At 69.8% G+C, this 21,873-nt stretch carries 17 protein-coding genes; 11 read left to right on the top strand and 6 right to left on the bottom strand.

Features of this window, described 5'->3' with window-relative positions:
• Positions 1-22: 22 nt before the first annotated feature.
• Both nadC and GRX31_RS06845 read left to right on the top strand, forming a co-directional pair.
• Positions 23-904, top strand: coding sequence for a carboxylating nicotinate-nucleotide diphosphorylase (gene nadC / locus GRX31_RS06850; RefSeq protein WP_160851985.1), 882 nt, complete (start codon positions 23-25; stop codon positions 902-904).
• Positions 905-1,059: 155 nt separating this feature from the next.
• On the top strand, positions 1,060-2,064 hold the full coding sequence (locus GRX31_RS06845; RefSeq protein WP_126312461.1) for a tripartite tricarboxylate transporter substrate-binding protein: 1,005 nt from the start codon (positions 1,060-1,062) through the stop codon (positions 2,062-2,064).
• 48 nt (positions 2,065-2,112) lie between these two features.
• Here the strand turns inward: GRX31_RS06845 and GRX31_RS06840 are convergent, their stop codons facing one another.
• Positions 2,113-2,895, bottom strand: a complete 783-nt coding sequence (locus GRX31_RS06840) for a 3-hydroxybutyrate dehydrogenase (protein ID WP_016453173.1) — start codon at positions 2,893-2,895, stop codon at positions 2,113-2,115.
• A 446-nt stretch (positions 2,896-3,341) separates the two neighbouring features.
• Positions 3,342-4,271 carry a LysR family transcriptional regulator gene (locus tag GRX31_RS06835; protein WP_160851983.1) on the bottom strand — a complete coding sequence of 310 codons (930 nt, stop codon included), beginning with the start codon at positions 4,269-4,271 and terminating at the stop codon, positions 3,342-3,344.
• Between the two features lie 130 nt (positions 4,272-4,401).
• Here GRX31_RS06835 and mdlC point away from each other — a divergent pair, with 130 nt between their 5' ends.
• The 9 genes from mdlC (at position 4,402) to GRX31_RS06790 (ending at position 17,065) form a co-directional block, all read left to right on the top strand.
• Positions 4,402-6,048: a benzoylformate decarboxylase gene (gene mdlC / locus GRX31_RS06830; RefSeq protein WP_272918440.1), complete on the top strand. Its 1,647-nt coding sequence runs from the start codon at positions 4,402-4,404 to the stop codon at positions 6,046-6,048.
• A 28-nt stretch (positions 6,049-6,076) separates the two neighbouring features.
• The gene (locus GRX31_RS06825) at positions 6,077-7,015 is read left to right on the top strand and encodes a ketopantoate reductase family protein (protein WP_160851980.1); all 939 of its coding nucleotides are present in this window, start codon (positions 6,077-6,079) and stop codon (positions 7,013-7,015) included.
• Positions 7,016-7,057: 42 nt separating this feature from the next.
• On the top strand, positions 7,058-8,032 hold the full coding sequence (locus tag GRX31_RS06820; RefSeq protein WP_160851978.1) for a Bug family tripartite tricarboxylate transporter substrate binding protein: 975 nt from the start codon (positions 7,058-7,060) through the stop codon (positions 8,030-8,032).
• Between the two features lie 70 nt (positions 8,033-8,102).
• Positions 8,103-9,101 carry a Bug family tripartite tricarboxylate transporter substrate binding protein gene (locus GRX31_RS06815; RefSeq protein ID WP_126312465.1) on the top strand — a complete coding sequence of 333 codons (999 nt, stop codon included), beginning with the start codon at positions 8,103-8,105 and terminating at the stop codon, positions 9,099-9,101.
• A 448-nt stretch (positions 9,102-9,549) separates the two neighbouring features.
• Entirely contained in the window at positions 9,550-10,770 is a 1,221-nt protein-coding gene (locus GRX31_RS06810) for an efflux RND transporter periplasmic adaptor subunit (protein WP_160851976.1), read from the top strand.
• Positions 10,767-13,940, top strand: coding sequence for an efflux RND transporter permease subunit (locus tag GRX31_RS06805; protein WP_160851974.1), 3,174 nt, complete (start codon positions 10,767-10,769; stop codon positions 13,938-13,940). The genes GRX31_RS06810 and GRX31_RS06805 overlap by 4 nt, the downstream gene beginning before the upstream one ends.
• A gap of 11 nt (positions 13,941-13,951) precedes the next feature.
• Positions 13,952-15,271: a TolC family protein gene (locus GRX31_RS06800; protein WP_160851973.1), complete on the top strand. Its 1,320-nt coding sequence runs from the start codon at positions 13,952-13,954 to the stop codon at positions 15,269-15,271.
• 62 nt (positions 15,272-15,333) lie between these two features.
• Positions 15,334-16,434 (top strand): sensor histidine kinase, encoded by a 1,101-nt coding sequence (locus GRX31_RS06795; RefSeq protein ID WP_160851971.1) that lies wholly within the window; start codon positions 15,334-15,336, stop codon positions 16,432-16,434.
• The gene (locus GRX31_RS06790; RefSeq protein WP_160851969.1) at positions 16,427-17,065 is read left to right on the top strand and encodes a response regulator transcription factor; all 639 of its coding nucleotides are present in this window, start codon (positions 16,427-16,429) and stop codon (positions 17,063-17,065) included. Before GRX31_RS06795 ends, GRX31_RS06790 begins: the two co-directional genes overlap by 8 nt.
• 60 nt (positions 17,066-17,125) lie before the next feature.
• Here the strand turns inward: GRX31_RS06790 and GRX31_RS06785 are convergent, their stop codons facing one another.
• The 4 genes from GRX31_RS06785 to GRX31_RS06770 all read right to left on the bottom strand — a co-directional run bounded on the left by GRX31_RS06785 (position 17,126) and on the right by GRX31_RS06770 (position 21,838).
• Positions 17,126-18,799 (bottom strand): MFS transporter, encoded by a 1,674-nt coding sequence (locus GRX31_RS06785; protein ID WP_160851968.1) that lies wholly within the window; start codon positions 18,797-18,799, stop codon positions 17,126-17,128.
• 11 nt (positions 18,800-18,810) lie between these two features.
• Entirely contained in the window at positions 18,811-20,709 is a 1,899-nt protein-coding gene (locus GRX31_RS06780; RefSeq protein WP_202396508.1) for an amidohydrolase, read from the bottom strand.
• A gap of 124 nt (positions 20,710-20,833) precedes the next feature.
• Positions 20,834-21,100 carry a XapX domain-containing protein gene (locus GRX31_RS06775; protein ID WP_016447950.1) on the bottom strand — a complete coding sequence of 89 codons (267 nt, stop codon included), beginning with the start codon at positions 21,098-21,100 and terminating at the stop codon, positions 20,834-20,836.
• A gap of 39 nt (positions 21,101-21,139) precedes the next feature.
• Positions 21,140-21,838, bottom strand: a complete 699-nt coding sequence (locus GRX31_RS06770) for a hydrolase (RefSeq protein ID WP_016447949.1) — start codon at positions 21,836-21,838, stop codon at positions 21,140-21,142.
• Positions 21,839-21,873 lie beyond the last annotated feature (35 nt).

The following is a 21,873-nucleotide window of genomic DNA, read 5'->3' as shown; positions in this document are numbered from 1 at the left end:
TTTTGACCTACATATACTCAAAATGAGCATTAATATTGCCAATGCCCTCAGTGCCCGCCTGCCTGTGCCGCCGCTGCCCGACCTGATGCTGGAGCCGCTGGTGCGCTCGGCCCTGCTGGAAGACCTGGGCCGCGCGGGCGACCTGACCACGGATGCCATCGTCCCTGCGGACGCGCAGGCCGAACTGCGCCTGGTGGCGCGCCAGGAGGGCGTGCTGGCCGGGCTGGACATGGCGCGGCTGGCGTTCCGTGCGCTGGATGCGCAGTCGCGTTTCGAGCCGGTGCTGCGCGATGGCAGCGAACTGGCGCCCGGCCAGGAGATCGCGCGCATCCACGGCAGCGCGCGCGCCATCCTCACCGCCGAGCGCGTGGCGCTCAACTACCTGTGCCACCTGTGCGGCGTGGCCACGGCCACGGCATCGATCGCGCGGGCCATCGCCGACACGGGTGCACGCGTGACCTGCACGCGCAAGACCATGCCGGGCCTGCGCGCGCTGCAGAAGTACGCGGTGCGCGTGGGCGGCGGCAGCAACCACCGCTTCGGCCTGGACGATGCCGTGCTGATCAAGGACAACCACATCGCGCTGGCCGGCGGCGTGGCCGAAGCCCTGGCCCGGGCGCGCGCGGGCGTGGGCCACATGGTGCAGATCCAGCTGGAGGTGGACACGCTGGAGCAGCTGGAGGTGGCGCTGTCCCTGGGCGTGGAAGTGGTGCTGCTGGACAACATGGACCTGGACACGCTGCGCACGGCCGTCTCTATGGCGCGCGGGCGCGCGGTGACCGAAGCATCGGGCCGCATCACGCCCGAGACGGCGCGCGCCGTGGCCGAGACCGGCGTGGACCAGATCGCCGTGGGCTGGATCACGCACAGCGCCCGGGTTCTCGACATCGGCCTCGACACCTGAAATGAGGCACCCCCTGAGCCGCTGCGCGGCTTCCCCCTCTCTACCCGCTTCGCGGGGGAGGGGGACGACGCCCTCGCCGCGAGGCGGCTCTTGCTCGGCTTCTCTGAGTTTGGGCCGCGCCGTTTTTTTGCAGCTAGCCCAGTGGAGCAGTTGCCATGTTTTTTGAAGGGTGTACCTTGAAGCGACGGAGACTCTGGACGCTGGCGGCCTGCGCGCTGCTGGCGGGCGCATCGGGGCTGTGGCTGGCGGCGCCGGGCAAGGCCGGCACGCGCCTGGAGCGGCCCATCACCATCGTCGTGACGTTTCCGCCGGGCGGCGGCACGGACCTGCTGGCGCGGCGCCTGGGCGAGCAGCTGCAGCAGCGCCTGGGCCAGACCGTGGTGGTGGATAACCGTCCCGGCGCCAGCGGCAACATCGGCGCCCATGCCGTGGCCCAGGCCGCAGCGGACGGCAGCACCTTGCTGATGGCCAACAGCTCGTTCGCCATCAATCCCGGTGTCTACGAACGCCTGGATTTCGACCCGCGCAAGGACTTCACGGCGGTGTTCAACGCAGGCTCCATCGCCTCGGTGCTGGTCGTGCCTGCGGACAGCGCGCTGCAGACGCTGGAGGATGCGCTGGCCCAGGCGCGCCAGGAACGGCCGCTGCTGTTCGCCTCCTGCGGCAACGGCACGCCCCAGCACCTGGCCGGCGAAATGCTGGCCCGGGAGGCGAAGCGCTTTGTGCAGCATGTGCCCTACAAGGGCTGCGGCCCGGCCATCACGGCCGTGGCGGCAGGCCAGGTGGCGGCGGGCATGGTCACGGCCAGCAGTGCTGCGGCCATGATCGCTGCAGGCCGCGTGCGCGCCCTGGCCGTCACGGCGCCGCAGCGACTGCCGCAGCTGGCCGGCGTTCCCACGGTGGCCGAGCGCGGCCTGCCGGGCTTTGCGGTGGAGCAGTGGCATGGCCTGCTGGCACCTGCCGCCACGCCCCGGGCCACGGTGCAGGCATTGCATGACACGCTGGAGCAGGCGCTGGCCGATCCCGCCGTCAGCGCTGGCTTGCGCGACCAGGGCTACACCCTGGCGCGGCAGACACCGGGCCAATTCCAGGCGCTGATCGCGGCCGACATCGACCGCTATGCGGCCGTGACCCGGGCGCTGGGCCTGAAGGCCGATTGAGGGCCAGAGAAGAGCCAGAGAAGGGCCAGAGAAGGGCCGATTGGCGACTTACTGCATGAACCAGCCGTGGCTGACCACCAGCGACTGGCCGGTCAGCGCATTGCTGGGGAAACCCGCGAACAGCAGGGCCACGCGGGCCACGTCCTCGGTGGTGGTGAACTCGCCGTCCACGGTTTCCTTGAGCATCACGTTCTTGATGACCTCGTCCTCGCTGATGCCCAGCGTGCGGGCCTGCTCGGGAATCTGCTTGTCCACCAGCGGCGTGCGCACGAAGCCCGGGCAGATCACATTGGCGCGCACGCCGTGCTTGGCGCCTTCCTTGGCCACGGTCTTGGCCAGCCCGATCAGGCCGTGCTTGGCCGTGACATAGGGCGCCTTGAGCAGCGAGGCTTCCTTGGAGTGCACCGATCCCATGTAGATCACGCTGCCGCCGCGGCCCTGCGCATACATGTGCCTGAGGCAGGCGCGCGTGGTGAGGAAGGCGCCGTCCAGGTGGATGGCCAGCATCTTCTTCCAGTCGGCAAAGCTGAATTCCTCCACCGGATGCACGATCTGTATCCCGGCATTGCTGACCAGGATGTCGATGCCGCCGAAGGCCCGGGCGGCCTCCTCGACCGAGGCGTTGACCTGGGCCTCGTCGGTCACGTCCACGGCCACGCCCATGGCCTGCGCTCCCGTGGCGCGCAGCTCGGCCGCCGTGGCGTCGGCCGCCTCCTTGTTGAGGTCGGCAATGACGATGCGCGCGCCCTCGCTGGCGAACAGCGTGGCGATCTCCTTGCCGATGCCGCTGGCCGAGCCGGTGATGAAGGCGACCTTGTCCTTGAGTTGCATGGTGAGTCTTTCCTGGAGAGTGGATGAAACAGGCCGGTGCCCATCTTCGGCGGGGCCGGCCGCGTGCCCTTGTCGGCGCAGGGACCAGTCTGGCGCCGGTTTCTTAGACGAAACTGAGTCGGCAGGCCCGGCTGCCTAGAGCGTGTTATGCACTTTTAAGTACCCGCGTTGGCTCTGCGCGCTGGTGATCGCAAGGCGCAGTGCGCCGCCAAGGCTCATGCCTTGGCAAGCGCTGCAACGCCGCGAACGCCTGCGCGCAGAGCCAACCCGAAGGGAAAGCCGGGAAAGGGGCCCGGCCCTTCGTTGCAGCCCGCTTGCGGTGTGGCAACCGCGGCGCGTGCTACGCCTCGTTCCGGACCCCTTTCCCGGCTTTCGCGGGCACGTAAAAGTGCACAACACGCTCTAGTGTTGGCAGCCCGCAAGTCATGCCCGTGACGGCCGGCCCTTCAGGGCGCGGCGGCCTCGCGGTGCCGGGGCTGCTGGAACAGCTCGCAGACCAGTTCGCGCAGCCAGCGCTTGGCCGGTTCCTGCTCGAAGCGCCAGCTCCAGTGCAGCGACACGTCGAAGCGGTGATCGGGCAGGTCGGCATCGCGCACCGCATAGCCGCCGCGCTCGACAAAGCCGGCCGCGATCTCGGCCGGCATGATCACCGCCAGATCGGTCTTGCCCACGATGGAGGGCACGGCCATGAAATGCGCGGCCGACAGGCGGATGCGCTCATCGAGCCGCAGCGCCTGCAGGATGCGCAAGGTTTCCGAGTGCGAGCGCACCGCGGCAAAGTCCAGCTGGCGCAGCGTGGCCAGCGCCAGTGGCGCGTCTTCGGACAGGTGCGCCAGCGCGGGGTGGCCGCTGCGCAGCAGCACGCCGTAATGGTCGGACAGCAGCACGGTCTGCCGGGTCCGCGTGCCACCCGGCAGAAAGCCGATGGCGATGTCCAGCGTGCCCCGGTCCAGCGCATCGGCAATGCCGTCCAGCGGCATGGGCAGGGTCTCCAGCTGCACATGCGGGGCGCGCTGGTGCAGCGCCTGCATCAGCGGCGGCAGAAAGCGCGCCTCGCCGATGTCGCTCAGGTGGATGCGAAAGCGCTGGCGCGCCTGCAGTGGCTCGAAGCTCTGGGCCTCGGACATGGCGACTTCCAGCACCTCCAGCGCCTGGCGCACGGCCAGCGCCAGGCGCTCGGCACGCGGCGTGGGGCGCACGCCTGCGTGCGCGCGCTCGAACAGCGGATTGCCCAGCAGCAGGCGCAGCCGCGTCACGGCCTGGCTGGCGGCGGGCTGGGACATGCCCAGCTCCTCGGCCGCGCGGCTGACGCTGCAGTGGCGGTACACGGCGTCAAAGACGCGCAGCAGGTTGAGGTCCAGGTTCTTGATATCCATTTAGTGAATATCTCTTAGATAGTTTATTCAATTGCTGGAAATCATAAGCGCCTGCACCATGGGCACCGACTTCCATGGCCACCGCGCGGCACGCACCGGGCGGCCGGCCCATTTCCCAGGAGACCCCATCTTGCAAGCACCCACCACACCGCGCAGCCAGCCCGCCGAGGCATCTTCTTCCACCGCGACCTCCACCGCGACCTACACCGTGCGCCATGCCGTGATCGCCATGCTGCGCGAGCTGGGCATGACGCGTATCTTCGGCAACCCGGGCTCGACCGAGCTGCCGCTGTTCCGCGACTACCCCGAAGACTTCTCCTATGTGCTGGGCCTGCAGGAAACCGTCGTCGTGGGCATGGCCGACGGCCATGCCCAGGCCACGCGCAATGCCAGCTTCGTGAACCTGCACTCGGCCGCGGGCGTGGGTCATGCCATGGCCAACATCTTCACGGCCTTCAAGAACCGCACGCCCCTGGTGATCACGGCGGGCCAGCAGGCGCGCTCGCTGCTGCAGTTCGATCCCTTCCTGCACTCCAACCAGGCCGCCGAGCTGCCCAAGCCCTATGTGAAGTGGAGCTGCGAGCCCGCGCGCGCCGAAGACGTGCCCCAGGCGCTGGCGCGCGCCTACTACATCGCCATGCAGGAGCCACGCGGCCCCGTGCTGGTCTCCATTCCCGCCGATGACTGGGACAAGCCGGCCGAGCCCGTCACGCTGCGCCATGTGGGCTTCGAGACGCGGCCCGATCCGCGCACGCTGGACCTTATCGGCGATGCGCTGGATGCGGCGCGTGCCCCGGCCCTGGTCGTGGGCGCGGCCGTGGACCGGGCCCAGGGCTGGGATGCCGTGGTCGCGCTGGCCGAGCGCCACCAGGCCCGCGTCTTCGTGGCCCCCATGAGCGGGCGCTGCAGCTTCCCCGAGGACCATCCCCTGTTCGCCGGCTTCCTGCCCGCCATGCGCGAGCGCATCGTGCAACTGCTGTCCGGCCATGACGTGGTCTTCGCCGTGGGCGCGGCCGCCTTCACCTACCACGTGGAAGGCGAGGGCCCGCACATCCCCGAAGGCACGGCGCTCTACCAGCTGATCGAAGACCCGGCCATTGCCGCCTGGGCCCCCGTGGGCACGGCAGCCGTGGGCAATGTGCGCATGGGCGTGGAGGAACTGCTGCAGCGCCCCGCACCCGCACCGCGCCAGGCGCCCGCACCCCGGCCCGCAGCGCCCGTGCCGGCCGCGCCCGCCGCAGGCGAGCGCATGTCGGTGGCCTTTGCCATGCACACGCTGGCCCAGGTGCGAGACCGCCACAGCATCGTGGTGGAAGAGGCGCCCAGCTCGCGCTCCACCATCCAGACCTACCTGCCCATCTTCCATTCGGGCACCTTCTACACCATGTGCAGCGGCGGCCTGGGCCACAGCATGCCGGCCGCCGTGGGCGTGGCGCTGGCGCAGCCCGAGGCCAAGGTGGTCGCCGTCATCGGCGACGGCTCGGCCATGTACGCCATCCAGGCCCTCTGGAGTGCAGCCCAGCTGCGCCTGCCCATCAGCTTCGTGATCCTCAAGAACCGCCGCTATGCGGCGCTGCAGGACTTCGCCCATGTCTTCGGCTACCGCGAGGGCGAGAAGGTCGAGGGCACGGAACTGCCCGACATCGACTTCGTGGCGCTGGCCCGTGGCCAGGGCTGCGACGGCGTGCATGTGGAGAACGCGGCCGAGCTGGCCGATGTGCTGGCGCGCGCGCTGGCCCATCCCAAGCCCATCGTGGTCGAGGTCGAAGTCGCCTGAGGCGAAGCCCCCTGCAGGAGACACGGCAATGGAAAACACAAGAAGCATAGGCATCCTCGGCGCAGGCGCCATGGGCACCTTGTTCGCCGCACGATTGGCCAACGTCGGCCTGGATGTGACCCTGGTCGATGTGAACGACGAACTGCTGCAGGCCCTGAACCGCGATGGCGCGCGCTGCCACACCGATGAGGGGCTGCTGCAGACCCGCGTGCAGGCCGCGCGGGCCGAGCAGCTCACGGCAGGGCCCGCGCTGTGGCTGGTCTTCACCAAGTCGGCCCATACGCGCGCTGCACTGCAGGGCATTGCCCATCTCATCGGGCCGGACACGCATTTCCTGAGCCTGCAAAACGGCATAGGCCACGCCGATGTGCTGCGCGAGCGGGTGCCGGCCGAGCGCATCGCCGTGGGCGTGACCACCTGGCCTGCGCGCGTGATGTCGCCGGGCGAGGTCAGCTCCATGGGGCAGGGCGGTATCCGCTTCATGCCTTGCGATGGCCAGCGCAGCGCGGTCTTCGACCTGCTGGCGGAAGACCTCAACCGCGCAGGCATGCATTGCAGCATCGACCCGCAGGTGCAGGAGGCCATCTGGGAGAAGCTGGCCTTCAATGCCGCCTTCAACGGCGTGTGCGCCGTGACGCGCCAGACCGTGGACGGACTGGCCAATCCGCAGGGCGAGGCCCTGCTGCAGCGCGTGCTGGACGAGGTGCTGTCCGTCGCCCATGCCCATGGCGTCGCCGCCAGCGCCGAGCGCGTGGGCGCGGCCGTGCGCGATGCGCTGGACCATCACCGGGGCCACCAGCCCTCGATGCTGCAGGACCTGCTGGCCGGCCGTGCCACCGAGACGGGCGCCATCCACGGTGCCGTGCTTAAGGTGGCCGACCGCCTGGGCATTGCCGTGCCCGTGACGCGCACGCTGCATGCACTGGTCAGCCTGTCCGAGAACGCGGGCTCCGTCGCACCGCGCTGAACGCGCTCAAGGCAAAACGAGCCACTACAAGAAGGAGACAAGATGCTGCGCAGACAAGCACTCAAGGCCGCACTGGCCATAGGCGCCCCGCCCCTGCTGGGCATGGGCACGGCACACGCCCAGACCGGCAAGCCCATCGAATGGGTGGTGGGCTTTGCCGCAGGCGGCGGCTCGGACGCCGTGGCGCGCGGCGTGGCCGAAGTCTGGGGCAAAGCCCTGGGCCGCACCGTGGTCGTCATGAACAAGCCCGGTGCAGGCACCAACATCGCCGCCGAATACGCGGCGCGCACGCGCGAACTGGGCAGCCTGGTCTTCACGGCCGACTTCGCCACGCTGGCGGCCAACCCCCACCTGTTTCGCAAGCTGGCCTACAACGCCGAGAAGGACTTCGTGCCCATCGGCCTGCTGGCGCGCTTTCCGCTGTTCCTCGTGGTCGGCAACCCGTTGCCGGTGCACAACCTGCAGGAGTTCACGCAGTGGGTGAAGGCCCAGCCCGGCCCCGTCAGCTATGGCAGCCCGGGCCTGGGCACGCCCCACCACCTGGCCACCGAACTGCTGGCCCAGCGCCTGGGCGTGAAGATGTCCCATGTGCCCTATCGTGGCGCGGGGCCGGCCCTGATCGATGTGATCGGCGGCCAGATCCCCTTCATGCTGGCCGACAGCGCGGCGGCGGCCCAGCACATTGCGGCGGGCAAGCTGCGCGTCATCGGCGTGGCCAGCGCCGAGCGTCTCAAGAGCCACCCGGGCGTGCCCACGCTGGCCGAGCAGGGCGTCAAGGATTTCGAGGCCCATGCATGGCAGGGCCTGGTCGCACCCGCAGGCACGGACGACGCCACCGTACAGGCCTGGTCCGTGGCGCTGCAGCAGGCGCTGCGCTCGCCTGCCGTGCTGGCGCGCTTCGAGGCGCTGTCGCTGGAGCCGCTGCCCGGCACGCCCGCCCAGATGCGTGACTACTGGCGCAGCGAAAGCCGGCGCTGGGGCCAGGTCATCGAGTCGGCGGGCATACGGCTGGATTGACCGTAGCGCCGCTGCTGCTTCAGGCGCCCTCACCGTTTTCAAGAACTCATAACCCAAGGAGACATAGCTCATGCACAAGACAAATCCCTTCAGCCGCTGGCGCCGCCTGGGCCTGCTGGCCCTGCTGGGCGCGACGGCCTCGGTCCCTGCGCTGGCGCAGAAGGCCGGCGACAAATGGCCCGAGCGCCCCGTGCGCCTGGTGGTGAACTTCGCGCCCGGCGGCGCGGCCGATGTGCTGGCGCGCGCCATCACGCCCACCATGTCCCAGGTGCTGGGCCAGTCGGTGGTGGTGGACAACAAGCCCGGCGCGGGCGGCAACATCGGCATCAGCGAAACCGTGCGCGCGCCCAAGGATGGCTACACGCTGCTGCTCAGCTCGGGCGGGGCCATCACCATCAACCCGATGATCTACAGCAAGCTGGCCTTCAATCCCGAAAAGGACTTGACGCCCGTGGCTGCCGTGGCGCGCGTGCATGTGTTCCTGGAGACCAATCCCGCCGTGCCCGCCACCAACGTGGCCGAGTTCATCAAGCACCTGAAGGCCAACCCCGGCAAGCTGTCCTACGGCTCGCCGGGCCAGGGCAGCTCGCCGCATTTGGCAGGCGAGATGTTCAAGCGGATGGCCGGCGTCGATGCCGTGCACGCCCCCTACAAGGGCGCGGGCCCGGCGCTCAGCGACGTGCTCAGCGGGCAGCTGCAGTTCTGGTTCGACCCGGGTCCGGGCCTCAAGCAGGTCGAGGCGGGCAAGCTGCGCCTGCTGGCCATCGGCAGCCCGCACCGCTCGCCGCAGTACCCCAACGTGCCCACGCTGGCCGAAAGCGGCCTGCCGGGCTTTGATGCGGACACGCTGTTCGGCATCTACGCGCCCACGGGCACGCCCGAGTCGGTGATCGAGGCCGTTCGCACTGCCGTGGCCAAGGCGCTGGAGCAAAAGAACGTCAATGACGTCATCCTCACCCTGGGCGCCACGCCCGCGCCCCTGAGCCGCAAGGCCTTCATCGACCACCACGCCACCGAGCGCGAGCGCTTTGGCGAACTGGTGAAAGCCATCGGCCTGAAAGTGGACTGAGCTTTCCCGCAGGCCATCGCCCGCAAGCCGCCCGCTCCGCGCTGGCGGCTTTTTGCTTTCCGGGCCGGGCTGTGCCGGGCCAGGCCGAGGGGCCCTTGTGCCGGCCATCTTCTATACGAAGGTATATCCCGCATCCACCAATGAACAGGCCAGCCTTCCCAACAAAGGCTGGCCGCAGGCACTTTCGCCTTTGATAATTCCGGGCACATATTGCACTGCAGCAAACAGGGCTCCCGGCCTGCGCGGGGACTGCGCCACCCACACGCAAAGGAGTACCCCATGGACCCCGATCCTGATTCCGATCCCGATCCTGCCAGGCGCTGCCGCGCCGCCCCTTTCCGTCTTTCCCTTCTTCCATTTCTTAATCTGCCCGGACCTGGGCGGAGGCCTGTGATCGCCTGAAGGGGCGAGAGGTCTGCGCGGGTCCGTGGCACCCGGAGACCTCAGGATGACCCGCTTTCTCGCTTCTGAACGACCAGGCCGACCCCATGGCCAACCACATGGCCGACCCCATGGCCTGCACCAGCGCCATCCCTTGCTGGCGGCCGCCTGGCCTGTGGGCGGGCTGCTGATCAGCGTGGCCATGGCCGCCTGCAACGGCCCGGCCGAGCCCACGGCAGCCACGCATGCAGCCACCACCGCTCCGCAGCCGGCTCCCGTGCGCCGCGAAGGCAACCTCATCGTGGTGCCCGAAGGCTCGCCGCTGCGCGAGCGCCTGCAGGTGGCCGAGATCGCCCTGCAGCCGCTGCAGACCCGCCTGTCGGCCCCCGCCACCATCGAGGCCGAGCCTGAAAAGCTGGTCCGCATCACGCCGCCCGTGGCGGGCCGCCTGGTGCGCCTGCACCACCAGCTGGGCGATGCGGTGAAGGCCGGCGATGCGCTGATCACCATGGACTCCTCCGAGATCTCCAGCGTGCGTGCCGAGCACGCCAAGGCCCAGGCCGCGCTGCTGCACGCGCGCCAGGAATTCGACCGCCAGAAGCTGCTGTTCGATGCCGAGATCGCCGCGCGCAAGGACTACGAGGCAGCGCAGCAGGCGCTGGCCGCAGCAGGTGCCGATGCGCGCGCCGCCTCCGATCATCTGTCCCAGCTGGGTGCGGCCGTGCAGGAAGGCTCGCGCGGCAGCTACGTGGTCAAGTCGCCCATCAGCGGGCGCGTGGTCGAGATGGCAGGCTCGCAGGGCGGCTACTGGAACGATGTGAATGCCTCCGTCATGACCGTGGCCGACCTGCGCAAGGTCTGGCTCAGCGCCAGCGTCAGCGAGCGCGACCTGGCCCATGTGGACGTGGGCCAGCAGGCCCACATCGCGCTGGCCGCCTATCCTGACCTGCAGCTGCAGGGCCGCGTGCAGTACGTGGGCGAGCTGGTGGACACCGCCACGCGCAGCGTCAAGGTGCGCGTGGCCGTGGACAACCCCGAAGGGCGGCTGCGCCCCGGCATGTTTGCGCGCGTGGGCTTCGACGCCCCGGCGCGCCAGGCCGTGATGGTGCCGGCCGCGGCCCTGCTGCAGGGCCAGGTCAGCACGCGCGTCTTCGTGGACAAGGGCGGCTGGCGCTTCGAGCCGCGCGACGTGCAGGTCGGCGCGCAGCAGGACGGCCAGGCCGAGATCCTCTCGGGCCTGGCGGCCGGCGAGCGCGTGGTGGTCAACGGGGGAGTGCTGCTGCAATGATCGAGCGCATCGTCAACATCGGCTTTTCGCGCCGCGGCGTGGTGTGGCTGGTCTTTTGCTTCGCGGCCCTGTATGGCGTGTTCAGCTGGAAGCAGCTGCCGCTGGAGGCCTATCCCGACATTGCCGACGTGACCTCGCAGATCGTCACCCAGGTGCCAGGCCTTGCGGCCGAGGAGATAGAGCAGCAGATCACCATCCCGCTGGAGCGCGCCCTGCTGGCCACGCCCGGCATGCACGTGCTGCGCTCGCGCAGCCTGTTCGCGCTGTCGCTGATCACCGTGGTCTTCGAGGACGGCGTGGACGGCTACTGGGCGCGCCAGCGCCTGAAGGAGCGCATCGACGAGGTCACGCTGCCCTATGGTGCCCGCGCCGGGCTGGACCCCTACAGCTCGCCCACGGGCGAGGTCTACCGCTACACGCTGGAAAGCCCCGTGCGCAGCCTGCGCGAGCTGTCCGAGCTGCAGCAGTGGGTGGTGATCCCGCGCCTGAAGAAGGCCCAGTCCGTGGTGGACGTGACCAACTTCGGCGGCCTGACCACGCAGTTCATGCTGGAGCTGGACCCGGCGCGGCTGCTGCAGTACGGGCTGGCGCTGTCCCAGGTGGTCGAGGCCATCAATGCCAACAACGCCAGCGGCGGCGGCAGCGTCATCGACCGGGGCGATGTCTCCTATGTGGTGCGCGGCGTGGGCCTGCTGGGCTCGCTGGACGACATGGGCAACGTGGTCGTCAAGACCACGGACAGCGGCACGCCCGTGCTGGTCAAGGACCTGGGGCGGCTGACCTACGGCAACGTGGAGCGGCGCGGCATCCTGGGCAAGGACGGCAACTCCGACACCCTGCAGGGCATCGTGCTGCTGCTCAAGGGCTCCAACCCCTCGCAGGCGCTGGAGGGCATCCATGCCGCCGTGGAGGAGCTCAACGGCAAGCTGCTGCCGCCCGACGTGAAGGTCGTGCCCTACCTGGACCGCACCACGCTGATCGAGCGCACCACCCACACCGTGGGCAAGACCCTGGCCGAAGGCCTGATCGTCGTCACCCTGGTGCTGCTGGTCTTTCTGGGCAGCCCGCGCGCGGCGCTGATCGTGGCGCTGACCATTCCCATGGCGCTGCTGCTGGCCTTCATCTTCATGCACCACGCGAAGATTCCGGCCAACCTGCTGTCGCTGGGCGCCATCGACTTCGGCATCCTGGTGGACGGCGCCGTGGTCGTGGTCGAGAACATCCTGCGGCGCCGCGAGGCCGACCAGAACCGGCCGCTCACGCCCAGGGACGCCATCACGGCCACGCTGCAGGTGGCGCGGCCCATCTTCTTCGGCATGTGCGTGATCGCGGCCGCCTACCTGCCGCTGTTCGCCTTCGAGCGCATCGAGTACAAGCTGTTCTCGCCCATGGCCAGCGCCGTGGGCGCGGCCCTGGTGGGGGCGCTGGCCGTGGCCCTGCTGCTCACGCCGGCCCTGGCCTGGCTGGCCTTCCGCAGGCCGCGCAGGATCTTCCACAACCCCGTGCTGCACCGGCTGGGCGTGGGCTATGACCGCTTCCTGGGCGCGGCCGTGGGCCGCGTGCGCTGGCTGGCGGGGGCCGTGGCGGCCTCGCTGCTGGCGCTGGGCGTGCTGGCCGGCACCATGGGCCGCGACTTCCTGCCGTACCTGGACGAAGGCTCCATCTGGCTGCAGGTGCAGATGCCGCCCGGCATCACGCTGGACAAGGCGCGCGACATGGCCGACGCGCTGCGCAGCGCCGCGCTGGAGTTCCCCGAGGTCTCCTACATCGTCACCCAGACCGGGCGCAACGATGACGGCACCGACTACTGGACGCCCTCGCACATCGAGGCCAGCGTGGGCCTGCATCCCTATGGCGAATGGAAGTCGGGCCTGACCAAGCAGCAACTGATCGCGAAGATGGCCGCGCGCTTCGACCAGTTGCCCGGCTACTCCGTGGGCTTCATGCAGCCCATGATCGACGGCGTGCAGGACAAGCTGTCGGGCGCGCACAGCGACCTCACGGTGAAGGTCTTCGGCCAGGACCTGGCCGAAGACCGGCGCGTGGCCGATGCCCTGGTGGCCGTGCTGGAGAAAGTGCCCGGCGCGGCCGATGTGGCCGTGGACGTGGAGCCGCCGCTGCCCAACCTGCGCATTGCGCTGGACCGCGCCGCTGCCGCGCGCTACGGCATCAATGCCTCCGAGGTGGCGCAGCTCATCTCCACCGGCGTGGGCGGGGCCTCCATCGGCCAGCTGTACGTGGGCGAGCGCAGCTACGACATGGCCGTGCGCTTCACGCCCGACACGCGCAGCAGCCCCGAGGCCATCGGCGCGCTGCGCCTGTCGGCCGCCAATGGCGCCCAGGTGCCGCTGGCCGACGTGGCGCGCATCACCACCACCGTGGGCCAGAGCGTCATCGTGCGCGAGGGCGGGGAGCGCCACATCCTCGTCAAGCTCAATGTGCGTGGCCGCGACCTGGCGGGCTTCCTCAAGGATGCGCACACCGCCATCGACCAGCACCTGGACTACGACCGCCAGAAGCTGCACATCGAGTGGGGCGGCCAGTTCGAGAACCTGCAGCGTGCCGAGGCGCGGCTGCTCATGATCCTGCCGCTGACGCTGGGCATCATGCTGGTGCTGCTGTTCGGCGAGTTCGGCAACCTGCGCCAGCCGCTGCTGGTGCTGGGCGTGGTGCCGCTGGCCATGATCGGCGGCTTTGCGGGCCTGCACCTGCGCGGCATGACGCTCAACGTCTCCAGCGCCGTGGGCTTCATCGCGCTGTTCGGCGTGGCCGTGCTCTCGGGCGTGCTCATGGTCTCGCAGATCAACCGGCTGCGCCGCGAGGACGGCCTGGGCCTGCGCGAAGCCGTGCTCGAAGGCGCCTCCAGCCGCATGCGCCCCGTGCTGATGACGGCCACCGTCGCCGCCTTCGGCCTCACGCCGGCCATGCTGGCCACGGGCCTGGGCAGCGACGTGCAGCGGCCCCTGGCCACCGTCGTGGTCTGCGGCCTGTTCAGCGCCACCTTGCTGACCCTGCTGCTGCTGCCCAACCTCTACTACGTGATCGAGGCCCGTGCCGTCCGCGCGGCCGAGCGCCGCCAGCGCCGCGCCGCTGAACGCGGTGAGAGCGGCGATCCGGATGCCGCCGAGCACGAGGGCGGGCATCGCACCGCAACGAGCCAACCCCATTGATGCGAGTCGCCATGCAAACGACCCCTTTCTTCCCCAGGCAGGCCCTGGCCCTGCTGCTGTGCCTTGGCGCCGCAGCCCAGGCGCAGACGGCGCCGTCCGCTGGCCTGCGCTTTTCCGACTACCTCAACGCCGTGGAGCAGCACAGCCCCCTGCTGCGCTCGGAGGAGCAGGGCGTGGAATCCGCGCGTGCCGGCATCGGCATCGCCGGCATACGCCCCGACCCCAGCCTCACGCTGGGCGCCTCGCGCGAGCAGGTGCGCACCGGCCAGCCCCGGCCCACCACGCGCAACTACGAGATCAGCATGGAGCTGGAGACGGGCGGCAAGCGCGCCGCGCGCATTCAGTCCGCACGCAGCCAGGTGCGCCTGTCCGAGGCCGGCCTTGAAGGCGTGCGCAGCCAGCTGTTCTCCGATGCCGCCCAGGACTACACCCAGGCCTGCCGCGACTCGCTGGCGCTGGAGCGCAAGCAGCAGACCCTGAAGGCGCTGGACGATGTGGTGCAGGCCAACGAGCTGCGGCGCAAGGCCGGCGACATCGGCGGCGTGGAATGGCTGCAGTCGCGCGTGGAGCGCGACCGCTTCCAGGCCGAGGTGGTGCAGGCGCGCGCCGAGGCGCAGACCGCACGGCTGGCGCTGTCCGTCCCGCTGGGGCGCCGCCTGTCCGAAGTCTTTGCCAGCGACACGCTGCAATGCGGCTTCATGGAATTGGCCGAAGACTCGGGACTGGAGGACGCCGACGCCCTGGTCGCCCAGGCCCTGCAGTCGCGCGCCGAGGTGCGCATCGCCCAGGCGGCGCTGGAGCATGCGCGCGACAACGCGGGCCTGGCCCGGGCCAACCGCTGGGTCAATCCCACGCTGGCCGTGGGCATGGCCGCCGTGCCCGCCACGGCCGGTGGCACGGACGCCCAGGGCAATCCCTTCGATGGCGGCGGGCGCTCGCGCACGCTGTCGGTCTCGGTCAGCGTGCCGCTGCCGCTGTCGCGCCTGGACCGGGGCGACCTGGTGCAGGCCGAGGCGGCCGTCACCCAGGCCATGCTGGCCCTGCAGCAGGCCCAGAACCGGGCCGAGGCCGATGTGCGCGCCGCCCGCTTTCGCCTGAGCGCCGCGCGCGAGAACGTGCAGCGCTACCGCGACGGCGTGCTGCGCGATGCGCAGCGCGTGCTCGAAGGCATACGCCTGTCCTACCGGCATGGCGAGGCTTCGCTGCTGGAGCTGCTGTCCGCCCAGCGCTCGGCCGACGAGGCCTACCTGGGATCGCTGGAGGCCGAGACCGAGCTGGCCAAGGCCACCGTGGAGCTCCAACTGAGCGTGGGCCGCCGGCCCGCGCTTTGAGCGCGGGAGGGCAGGGCATCTTGGGACACAATCGACACGCCCTCATCGCAGCCCTGCACGCCATGACCACCGCTCTGCGCCGCTTTCCCCATTGGCCCCGGGCCCTGATCCTGGCGGCCATGGGCGTCGCCATGGCCGCGATCTTCGCGCTGGACACGCTGACCGACTACGCCGTGGCGGCCGCCGTGTTCCACACCGCCATCATCCTGGTGGCGGTGCGCTGGTTCAGCCCGCGCGTGGTCATCGGCCTCACGGCGCTGTGCATCGTGCTGACCCTGGCCAGCTTTGCGCTCACGCCTGCCGGTGCCTATCGCACCGGACTGATCAACATGGTGATCAGCATCCTGGCCATTGCCATCACGGCCTATCTGGGCCTGAAGATGGTGGCGGCCCAGAACGCGGCCCATGCGGCGCGCACCCAGCTGCTGCGCATCACCCAGACCACCAGCCTGGGGCAGTTGACGGCCTCCATCGCCCATGAGGTCAACCAGCCGCTGGCGGCCATCGTCACCAGCGGCAACGCCTGCCAGCGCTGGCTGGCCCAGGAGCCGCCCAACCTCGCCAAGGCCGGCCAGGCGCTGGAGCGCATCCTGGGCGATGCGCAGCGCGCCAGCGATGTCATCGCACGCATCCGCAGCATGGCACGCGGAGACGCACCCAGCCGGCAGTCCTTCGACCTCAACGAGGCCGTGCGCGAAATGGCCCGCCTGTCCGTCGCAGAGCTGGACCGGCGCGGCGTGGCCCTGGACCTGCAGCTGGCGACCGCGCTGCAGCCGGCCTGGGCCGACCGCGTGCAGATCCAGCAGGTGCTGGCCAACCTGCTGCTCAATGCCATGGACGCCATGCAGCACACACCGGCCGCGCAGCGGCGCCTCGCCATCGCCACGCAGGCCCTGGGCCAGCAGCTGGTGCTGACCGTGGCCGATGCGGGCGAAGGCCTGTCGCCCCTGGCCCGCACCCACCTGTTCGACGCCTTCTGGACCACCAAGCCCGACGGCATGGGCCTGGGCCTGAACATCTGCCGCCACATGGCCGAGGCCAACGGCGGCCGCATCTGGGCCACGGACCGCGAGGACGGGCGCGGGGGCACGGCTTTTCACGTCACCATCGCCTGCGCCCCGGCCACGGGCGCCAGGCCTTCCACGGGATTGCGCCATGGCTGAACCCTCCACCGCCGAAGCCGAGGCACTGGTCTACATCGTCGATGACGACCCCTCGGTGCGCGCAGCCATCGAGGACCTGCTGGCATCGGTGGGCCTGTGCGTGCGCGCCTTCGGCGCCACGCGCGAGTTTCTGGACCACTGGCAGCGGCAGCCGCCGCAGGGGCCGGCCTGCCTGGTGCTGGACATCCGCATGCCGGGGCAAAGCGGCATGGACTTCCGGCGCCAGATGCTGGAGCTGGGCCTGAAGCTGCCCACCATCTTCATCACCGGCCATGGCGACATTCCCATGAGCGTGGAGGCCATGAAGACCGGCGCCATCGAGTTCCTGACCAAGCCCTTCCGCGACCAGGACCTGCTCGACGCCATCCAGCAGGGCATTGCCCTGGACCGCCAGCGCCGTGCGCTGGACGCCGGCCAACAGGCGCTGCACGCCTGCTGGCAGTCGCTGTCGCCCGGCGAGCAGGAAGTGGTCGTGGGCGTGGTGCGCGGCCTGCTGAACAAGCAGATCGCGGCAGACCTGGGCGTGAGCGAAATCACGGTCAAGGTGCGCCGCAGCCAGGCCATGCGCAAGATGCAGGTGCGCACGCTGGCCGACCTGGTGCGTGCGCTGGAGCGGCTGGATATCCGCTGAGGTGTCCTGGCAGGCCGGGCGCAGGCCGGGCGCAGGCCAGGGCAGGCCTGCCGCAACGCTTCAGTGGGCGTGGCCGTGCGCCGGTGCCTGCGCAGGCCCGCTGGCGGCACTGGCAGCACTGGCGGCATCCAGCGCCAGGAAGTGGTGGACCACGGGCCGCTCGGGGCCGATATGAAAGCGCAGCGCCTGGGCCTGCAGATCGGCATCGGCCTTGGACACGCGCTGGTGCTGGCGCAGATGCTCGGCCCAGGACTCCACCAGGAACCACTCGATCACCCGGCCCGGCTCGCCCGTGTGCTCGGCGATGCCCCAGGCATAGGCGCCATCGCGGCGGCGTTCGCGTGCCACATGCTGCATGGCCTCGATGAAGGCCGGCAGGTCCTGGCGGCGCACCTGGTACTCCACCTGGATCATCACCGGGCCACGGTCATGGCCCACCGGTTCGGCCAGCAGCGGCTCGGGCCAGTGGTTGGAGGCCTGCAGGTCCGCCTCGCCCGTGGGCAGCTTGATGCGGTGGAACACCAGCGAGATGGCCACCAGGCCCGCCGCGCCGATCAGCAGCGCCGTGGGAATGCCCACGCCCTGTGCAAACAGCCCCCAGGCCAGGCTGCCGCCCGCCATGGCGCCGTTGAACACCATCAGGTAGATGGCCAGCCCGCGGCCGCGCACCCAGTTGGGCAGCACCGCCTGGGCCACGCCGTTGAGCGTGGTCAGCGCAATGATCCAGCCCAGGCCCAGCACCAGCATCAGCAGCACGGCGGCCCATTGCGGCGGCGCCGTGGACAGCGCGGCCATCACGGCGGCGCTGAGCACGGAGGACAGGAGCACCAGGCCATCGGCATCCAGCCTTTTGCGCAGGCGCGGCAGCACCAGCGCGCCCAGGATGGCGCCTGCGCCCACGGCGCCCAGCATCACGCCGTAAAAGCCTGCCGAGCCGCCCAGCATGCGCCGCGCCACCAGCGGCAGCAGGGCCCAGACCGAGCTGGCGAACAGGAAGAACACGGCGGCGCGCAGCAGCACCACATGCAGCTCGCGGCTGGAGCGGGCATAGCGCAGGCCAGCGCGAAAGGCGCCGAAGAACTGCTCGTTCAGGGCCGATGCCTCGGCCTTGGGGCGCTTCCACCAGACCAGCGCGGCGATCACGAACACGTAGCTGACCACGTCCGCACCGTAGGCCGCCGCCGCGCCGAAGCTGGCCAGCAGCAGGCCGCCGGCCGCAGGGCCCAGGGCGCGTGCGATGTTGATGCCCAGCGAGTTCAGCGCCACCGCGTTCTTGAGGTCGCTGCGCGGCACCAGCTCGGGCACGATGGACTGCCAGGTCGGCCCCATCAGCGCCGCGCCTATGCCGCCCACGAAGGTCAGCGCCACCAGGTACTCCACGGTCAGCGTGTTGGTGCGGGCCAGCAGCAGCAGGCTGGCGCTGACGGCGGCCAGCAGGATCTGGATGCCGATCAGGAAACGCCGGCGGTCCAGGATGTCCGACAGCACGCCTGCCGGAATCGCCAGCAGGAAGATGGGCAGCGTGGCCGCCGTCTGGATCAGGGCCACGGCGGCCGGGCTGGCCGACAGCTCGGTCACCATCCAGGAGCTGGCCACATCGCGCATGAAGCTGCCGATATTGCCCAGCACCGTGGCCGCCCACAGCACCGCGAACACGGGCTGTCGCAGCGGCGCGAAGCTGCCGGAGGAACTGCCGGCAACAGCTGGGGCAGACGGCTTGGAATCGATGGACATGGCCTTGCTCCTCAGGCCATCCAGCAGGAGCAGCCCAGCGCGCCGAAGAAGCTTCGGGGGTCCGAGGTCGGCACGTTCGATGCCCAGGCGTCGGCATGGCGGTGGCCGTGCATGCCGCAGCTGGTGCCGCAGCCGCAGGCCGCCGCCAGGCTGCGGTAGCGCGCGGGGTTGAGCGAGTTCCTGCCCGCGCCCTCGGGCTCGCCCCAGGCGCCGTAGCCGCCGAAGCGCCGCACGGGCGACCAGTCGGGCATGGCCGGCGGCAGCGGGTTGTCGTCATGCTGCTGGAAGGGGCCTGCGCCATAGACCACGCGGCCGCCCACCACGGTGAGGTCGGAGGTGAGGAAGGAGATCTCGTCCTCGGGCACGGCGAAATAGTCCTTGCTGGGCACGATCATGTCGGCCAGCTGGCCCACCTGGATGCGGCCGCGCAGGCCTTCCTCGTTGGAGAACCAGGCCACGTTCTCGGTCCACATGCGCAACGCGGTCTCGCGGTCCAGCAGGTTGCGCTGGGGGTACATCTGCAGGCCGCCCACGGTCTTGCCCGTCACCATCCACGACAGCGACACCCAGGGGTTGTAGGAGGCCACGCGCGTGGCGTCCGTGCCGGCCGAGGTCTTCACGCCGCGCTCCAGGATCTTCTTGACGGGCGGCGTGGCCTCGGTGGCGCGTGCGCCGTAGCGTTCGGTGAAATATTCGCCCTGGTAGGCCATGCGGTGCTGCACGGCCACGCCGCCGCCCAGGGCCGCAATGCGGTCGATGGACTTGTCCGAAATGGTCTCGGCATGGTCGAAGAACCAGTTCAGGCCGTCGATGGGCGTGTCGCGGTGCACCTTCTCGAAGACATCGAGCGCGCGCGAGATGGTCTCGTCGTAGGTGGCGTGCAGGCGCCACGGCCATTGGTTCTGCACCAGCACGCGCACCACTTCCTCCAGGTCGCCCTCCATGCTGGGCGGCATGTCGGGGCGCGGCTGGCGGAAGTCCTCGAAGTCGGCGGCCGAGTACACCAGCATCTCGCCCGCGCCGTTGTGGCGGAAATAGTCGTTGCCCTGCTTGTATTTCACGCTCTGCGTCCAGTTGAGGAAGTCGGCCTTCTCCTCCTTGGGCTTTTGCGTGAACAGGTTGTAGGCCAGGCGCACGGTGATCTGGTTGGCCTCGCTGAGCTTCTGGATCACCTCGTAGTCGTCGGGGTAGTTCTGGAAGCCGCCGCCCGCATCGATGACGCCGGTCACGCCCAGGCGGTTGAGTTCGCGCATGAAGTGGCGCGTGGAGTTGACCTGGTAGTCCAGCGGCAGCTTGGGACCCTTGGCCAGCGTGGCATAGAGGATGGTGGCGTTGGGCTTGGCCAGCAGCAGGCCCGTGGGGTTGCCGTTGGCATCGCGCGTGATCTCGCCGCCTGCGGGCTCGGGCGTGTCGCGGGTGTAGCCCACGGCGCGCAGGGCGGCCGCGTTGAGCAGGGCGCGGTCATACAGGTGCAGCAGGAACACCGGCGTGTCGGGCGCGATGGCGTTGATCTCCTCGATGGTGGGCAGGCGCTTTTCCACGAACTGGTGTTCGGTGAAACCGCCGACCACGCGCACCCACTGCGGCGTGGGCGTGTTGGCCACCTGGCGCTTGAGCATGTCCAGCGCATCGGCCAGCGAGCGCACGCCGTCCCAGCGCAGCTCCAGGTTGAAGTTCAGGCCGCCACGGATCACGTGCGTGTGGTTGTCGAACAGGCCGGGCAGCACGCTGCGGCGCTGCAGATCGATGCGGCGCGTGCCGCTGCCGGCCAGGGCCAGCACCTCGGCGTCCGTGCCCACGGCGATGAACCGGCCGTCCTTCACGGCCACGGCGGTGGCCGTGGGCTGGGCCTTGTTCAGGGTGGTGAAGCGGCCGTTGTGGAAGACGACTTCGGGCGTGGAATCGGACATGGAGGCTCCTTGGCGAGCGTTGGTGGTGCAACCCAGCAGTCCACCCATGGCAAGGGTGGCTGCGGAGCCCAGGACTTTTCTGCGCGTGGTCATGGTGCAGTTTTCTTGAAGGTTTGGGGAGAGGTCAGCCGTGCTGCCGATCGGCATCGGTGCTCTTGCGACCGGGCAACTCGCCCAGCACATGCTCGGTGGCCTGCGTCTTGCTGCAGGCGCTGCGCAGGTCCATGCCCTGCAGCAGGTGCCGGCCCACGGGCACGATCTGCTCGCCGGCCAGGATGCCCAGCAGGCCGACCAGGGCTACCAGCGGCGGTGCGGGCGAGCGCACCTGCAGCAGGCTGTAGACCACGCCGACCAGCAGGCCGGCCCCCAGGGAAAGTGCATAGAGCTTCATGGCGAGACTCCTTTGGCGGGCCGGCGGCGGCGCTGGTGCTCAGGCCTTGGCGGGGTTCGGGCCCACGGTCTCGCCATGCTGCACGCGCTCGGCGGCCTTGTGCACCATGGTGTAGGCATAGTCCACGCCCATGCCGTAGGCGCCGGAATGCTCGCGCACGATGTCCATCACCGCGTCATAGGTCTCGCGGCGGGCCCAGTCGCGCTGCCATTCCAGCAGCACCTGCTGCCAGGTCACGGGCACTACGCCGGCCTGCACCATGCGGTCCATGGCGTAGTTGTGGGCGTCCAGCGACGTGCCGCCCGAGGCGTCGGCCACCATGTAGATCTCGTAGTCCGTGTCATGCAGGGCCGAGAGGGCGAAGGTGGTGTTGCACACCTCGGTCCACAGGCCGGAGACCACGATCTTCTTGCGGCCCTGGGCGGCGTTGGCGGCCAGCGCATCCCGCACGTTCTGGTCGTCCCAGGAATTCATGGAGCTGCGCTCCAGCAGCCTGTGCTCGGGGAACACGGCCAGCAGTTCGGGATAGGTGTGGCCGGAGAAGCTGCCCGTCTCCACCGTGGTGATGGTGGCGGGAATGTCGAAGGCCTTGGCCGCCTTGGCCAGGCCCACCACATTGTTCTTGAGCACCTGGCGGTCGATGGACTGCACGCCGAAGGCCATCTGGGGCTGCTGGTCGATGAAGATGATCTGGCTGTTGGCGGGGGTCAGGACTTCGAGGTACTTGCGGTCGGTCATGGTGATCTCCTGTGAGGCAGTGGGTTGGGTGAAGG

The organism is Delftia sp. CH05 (assembly GCF_009827015.1).
GTDB lineage: Bacteria > Pseudomonadota > Gammaproteobacteria > Burkholderiales > Burkholderiaceae_C > Comamonas > Comamonas tsuruhatensis.
Note: the sequence above shows the minus strand (reverse complement) of the source record. Positions and strands in the feature narration are given on the sequence as shown.

What these genes read in the sequence shown, in the direction of transcription:
- nadC (WP_160851985.1), top strand. Translation starts at nt 23, where the DNA reads ATGAGCATTAATATTGCCAATGCCCTCAGTGCCCGCCTGCCTGTGCCG.
- GRX31_RS06845 (WP_126312461.1), top strand. Translation starts at nt 1,060, where the DNA reads ATGTTTTTTGAAGGGTGTACCTTGAAGCGACGGAGACTCTGGACGCTG.
- GRX31_RS06840 (WP_016453173.1), bottom strand. Translation starts at nt 2,895, where the DNA reads ATGCAACTCAAGGACAAGGTCGCCTTCATCACCGGCTCGGCCAGCGGC.
- GRX31_RS06835 (WP_160851983.1), bottom strand. Translation starts at nt 4,271, where the DNA reads ATGGATATCAAGAACCTGGACCTCAACCTGCTGCGCGTCTTTGACGCC.
- GRX31_RS06825 (WP_160851980.1), top strand. Translation starts at nt 6,077, where the DNA reads ATGGAAAACACAAGAAGCATAGGCATCCTCGGCGCAGGCGCCATGGGC.
- GRX31_RS06820 (WP_160851978.1), top strand. Translation starts at nt 7,058, where the DNA reads ATGCTGCGCAGACAAGCACTCAAGGCCGCACTGGCCATAGGCGCCCCG.
- GRX31_RS06815 (WP_126312465.1), top strand. Translation starts at nt 8,103, where the DNA reads ATGCACAAGACAAATCCCTTCAGCCGCTGGCGCCGCCTGGGCCTGCTG.
- GRX31_RS06810 (WP_160851976.1), top strand. Translation starts at nt 9,550, where the DNA reads ATGACCCGCTTTCTCGCTTCTGAACGACCAGGCCGACCCCATGGCCAA.
- GRX31_RS06805 (WP_160851974.1), top strand. Translation starts at nt 10,767, where the DNA reads ATGATCGAGCGCATCGTCAACATCGGCTTTTCGCGCCGCGGCGTGGTG.
- GRX31_RS06800 (WP_160851973.1), top strand. Translation starts at nt 13,952, where the DNA reads ATGCAAACGACCCCTTTCTTCCCCAGGCAGGCCCTGGCCCTGCTGCTG.
- GRX31_RS06795 (WP_160851971.1), top strand. Translation starts at nt 15,334, where the DNA reads ATGACCACCGCTCTGCGCCGCTTTCCCCATTGGCCCCGGGCCCTGATC.
- GRX31_RS06790 (WP_160851969.1), top strand. Translation starts at nt 16,427, where the DNA reads ATGGCTGAACCCTCCACCGCCGAAGCCGAGGCACTGGTCTACATCGTC.
- GRX31_RS06785 (WP_160851968.1), bottom strand. Translation starts at nt 18,799, where the DNA reads ATGTCCATCGATTCCAAGCCGTCTGCCCCAGCTGTTGCCGGCAGTTCC.
- GRX31_RS06780 (WP_202396508.1), bottom strand. Translation starts at nt 20,709, where the DNA reads ATGTCCGATTCCACGCCCGAAGTCGTCTTCCACAACGGCCGCTTCACC.
- GRX31_RS06775 (WP_016447950.1), bottom strand. Translation starts at nt 21,100, where the DNA reads ATGAAGCTCTATGCACTTTCCCTGGGGGCCGGCCTGCTGGTCGGCGTG.
- GRX31_RS06770 (WP_016447949.1), bottom strand. Translation starts at nt 21,838, where the DNA reads ATGACCGACCGCAAGTACCTCGAAGTCCTGACCCCCGCCAACAGCCAG.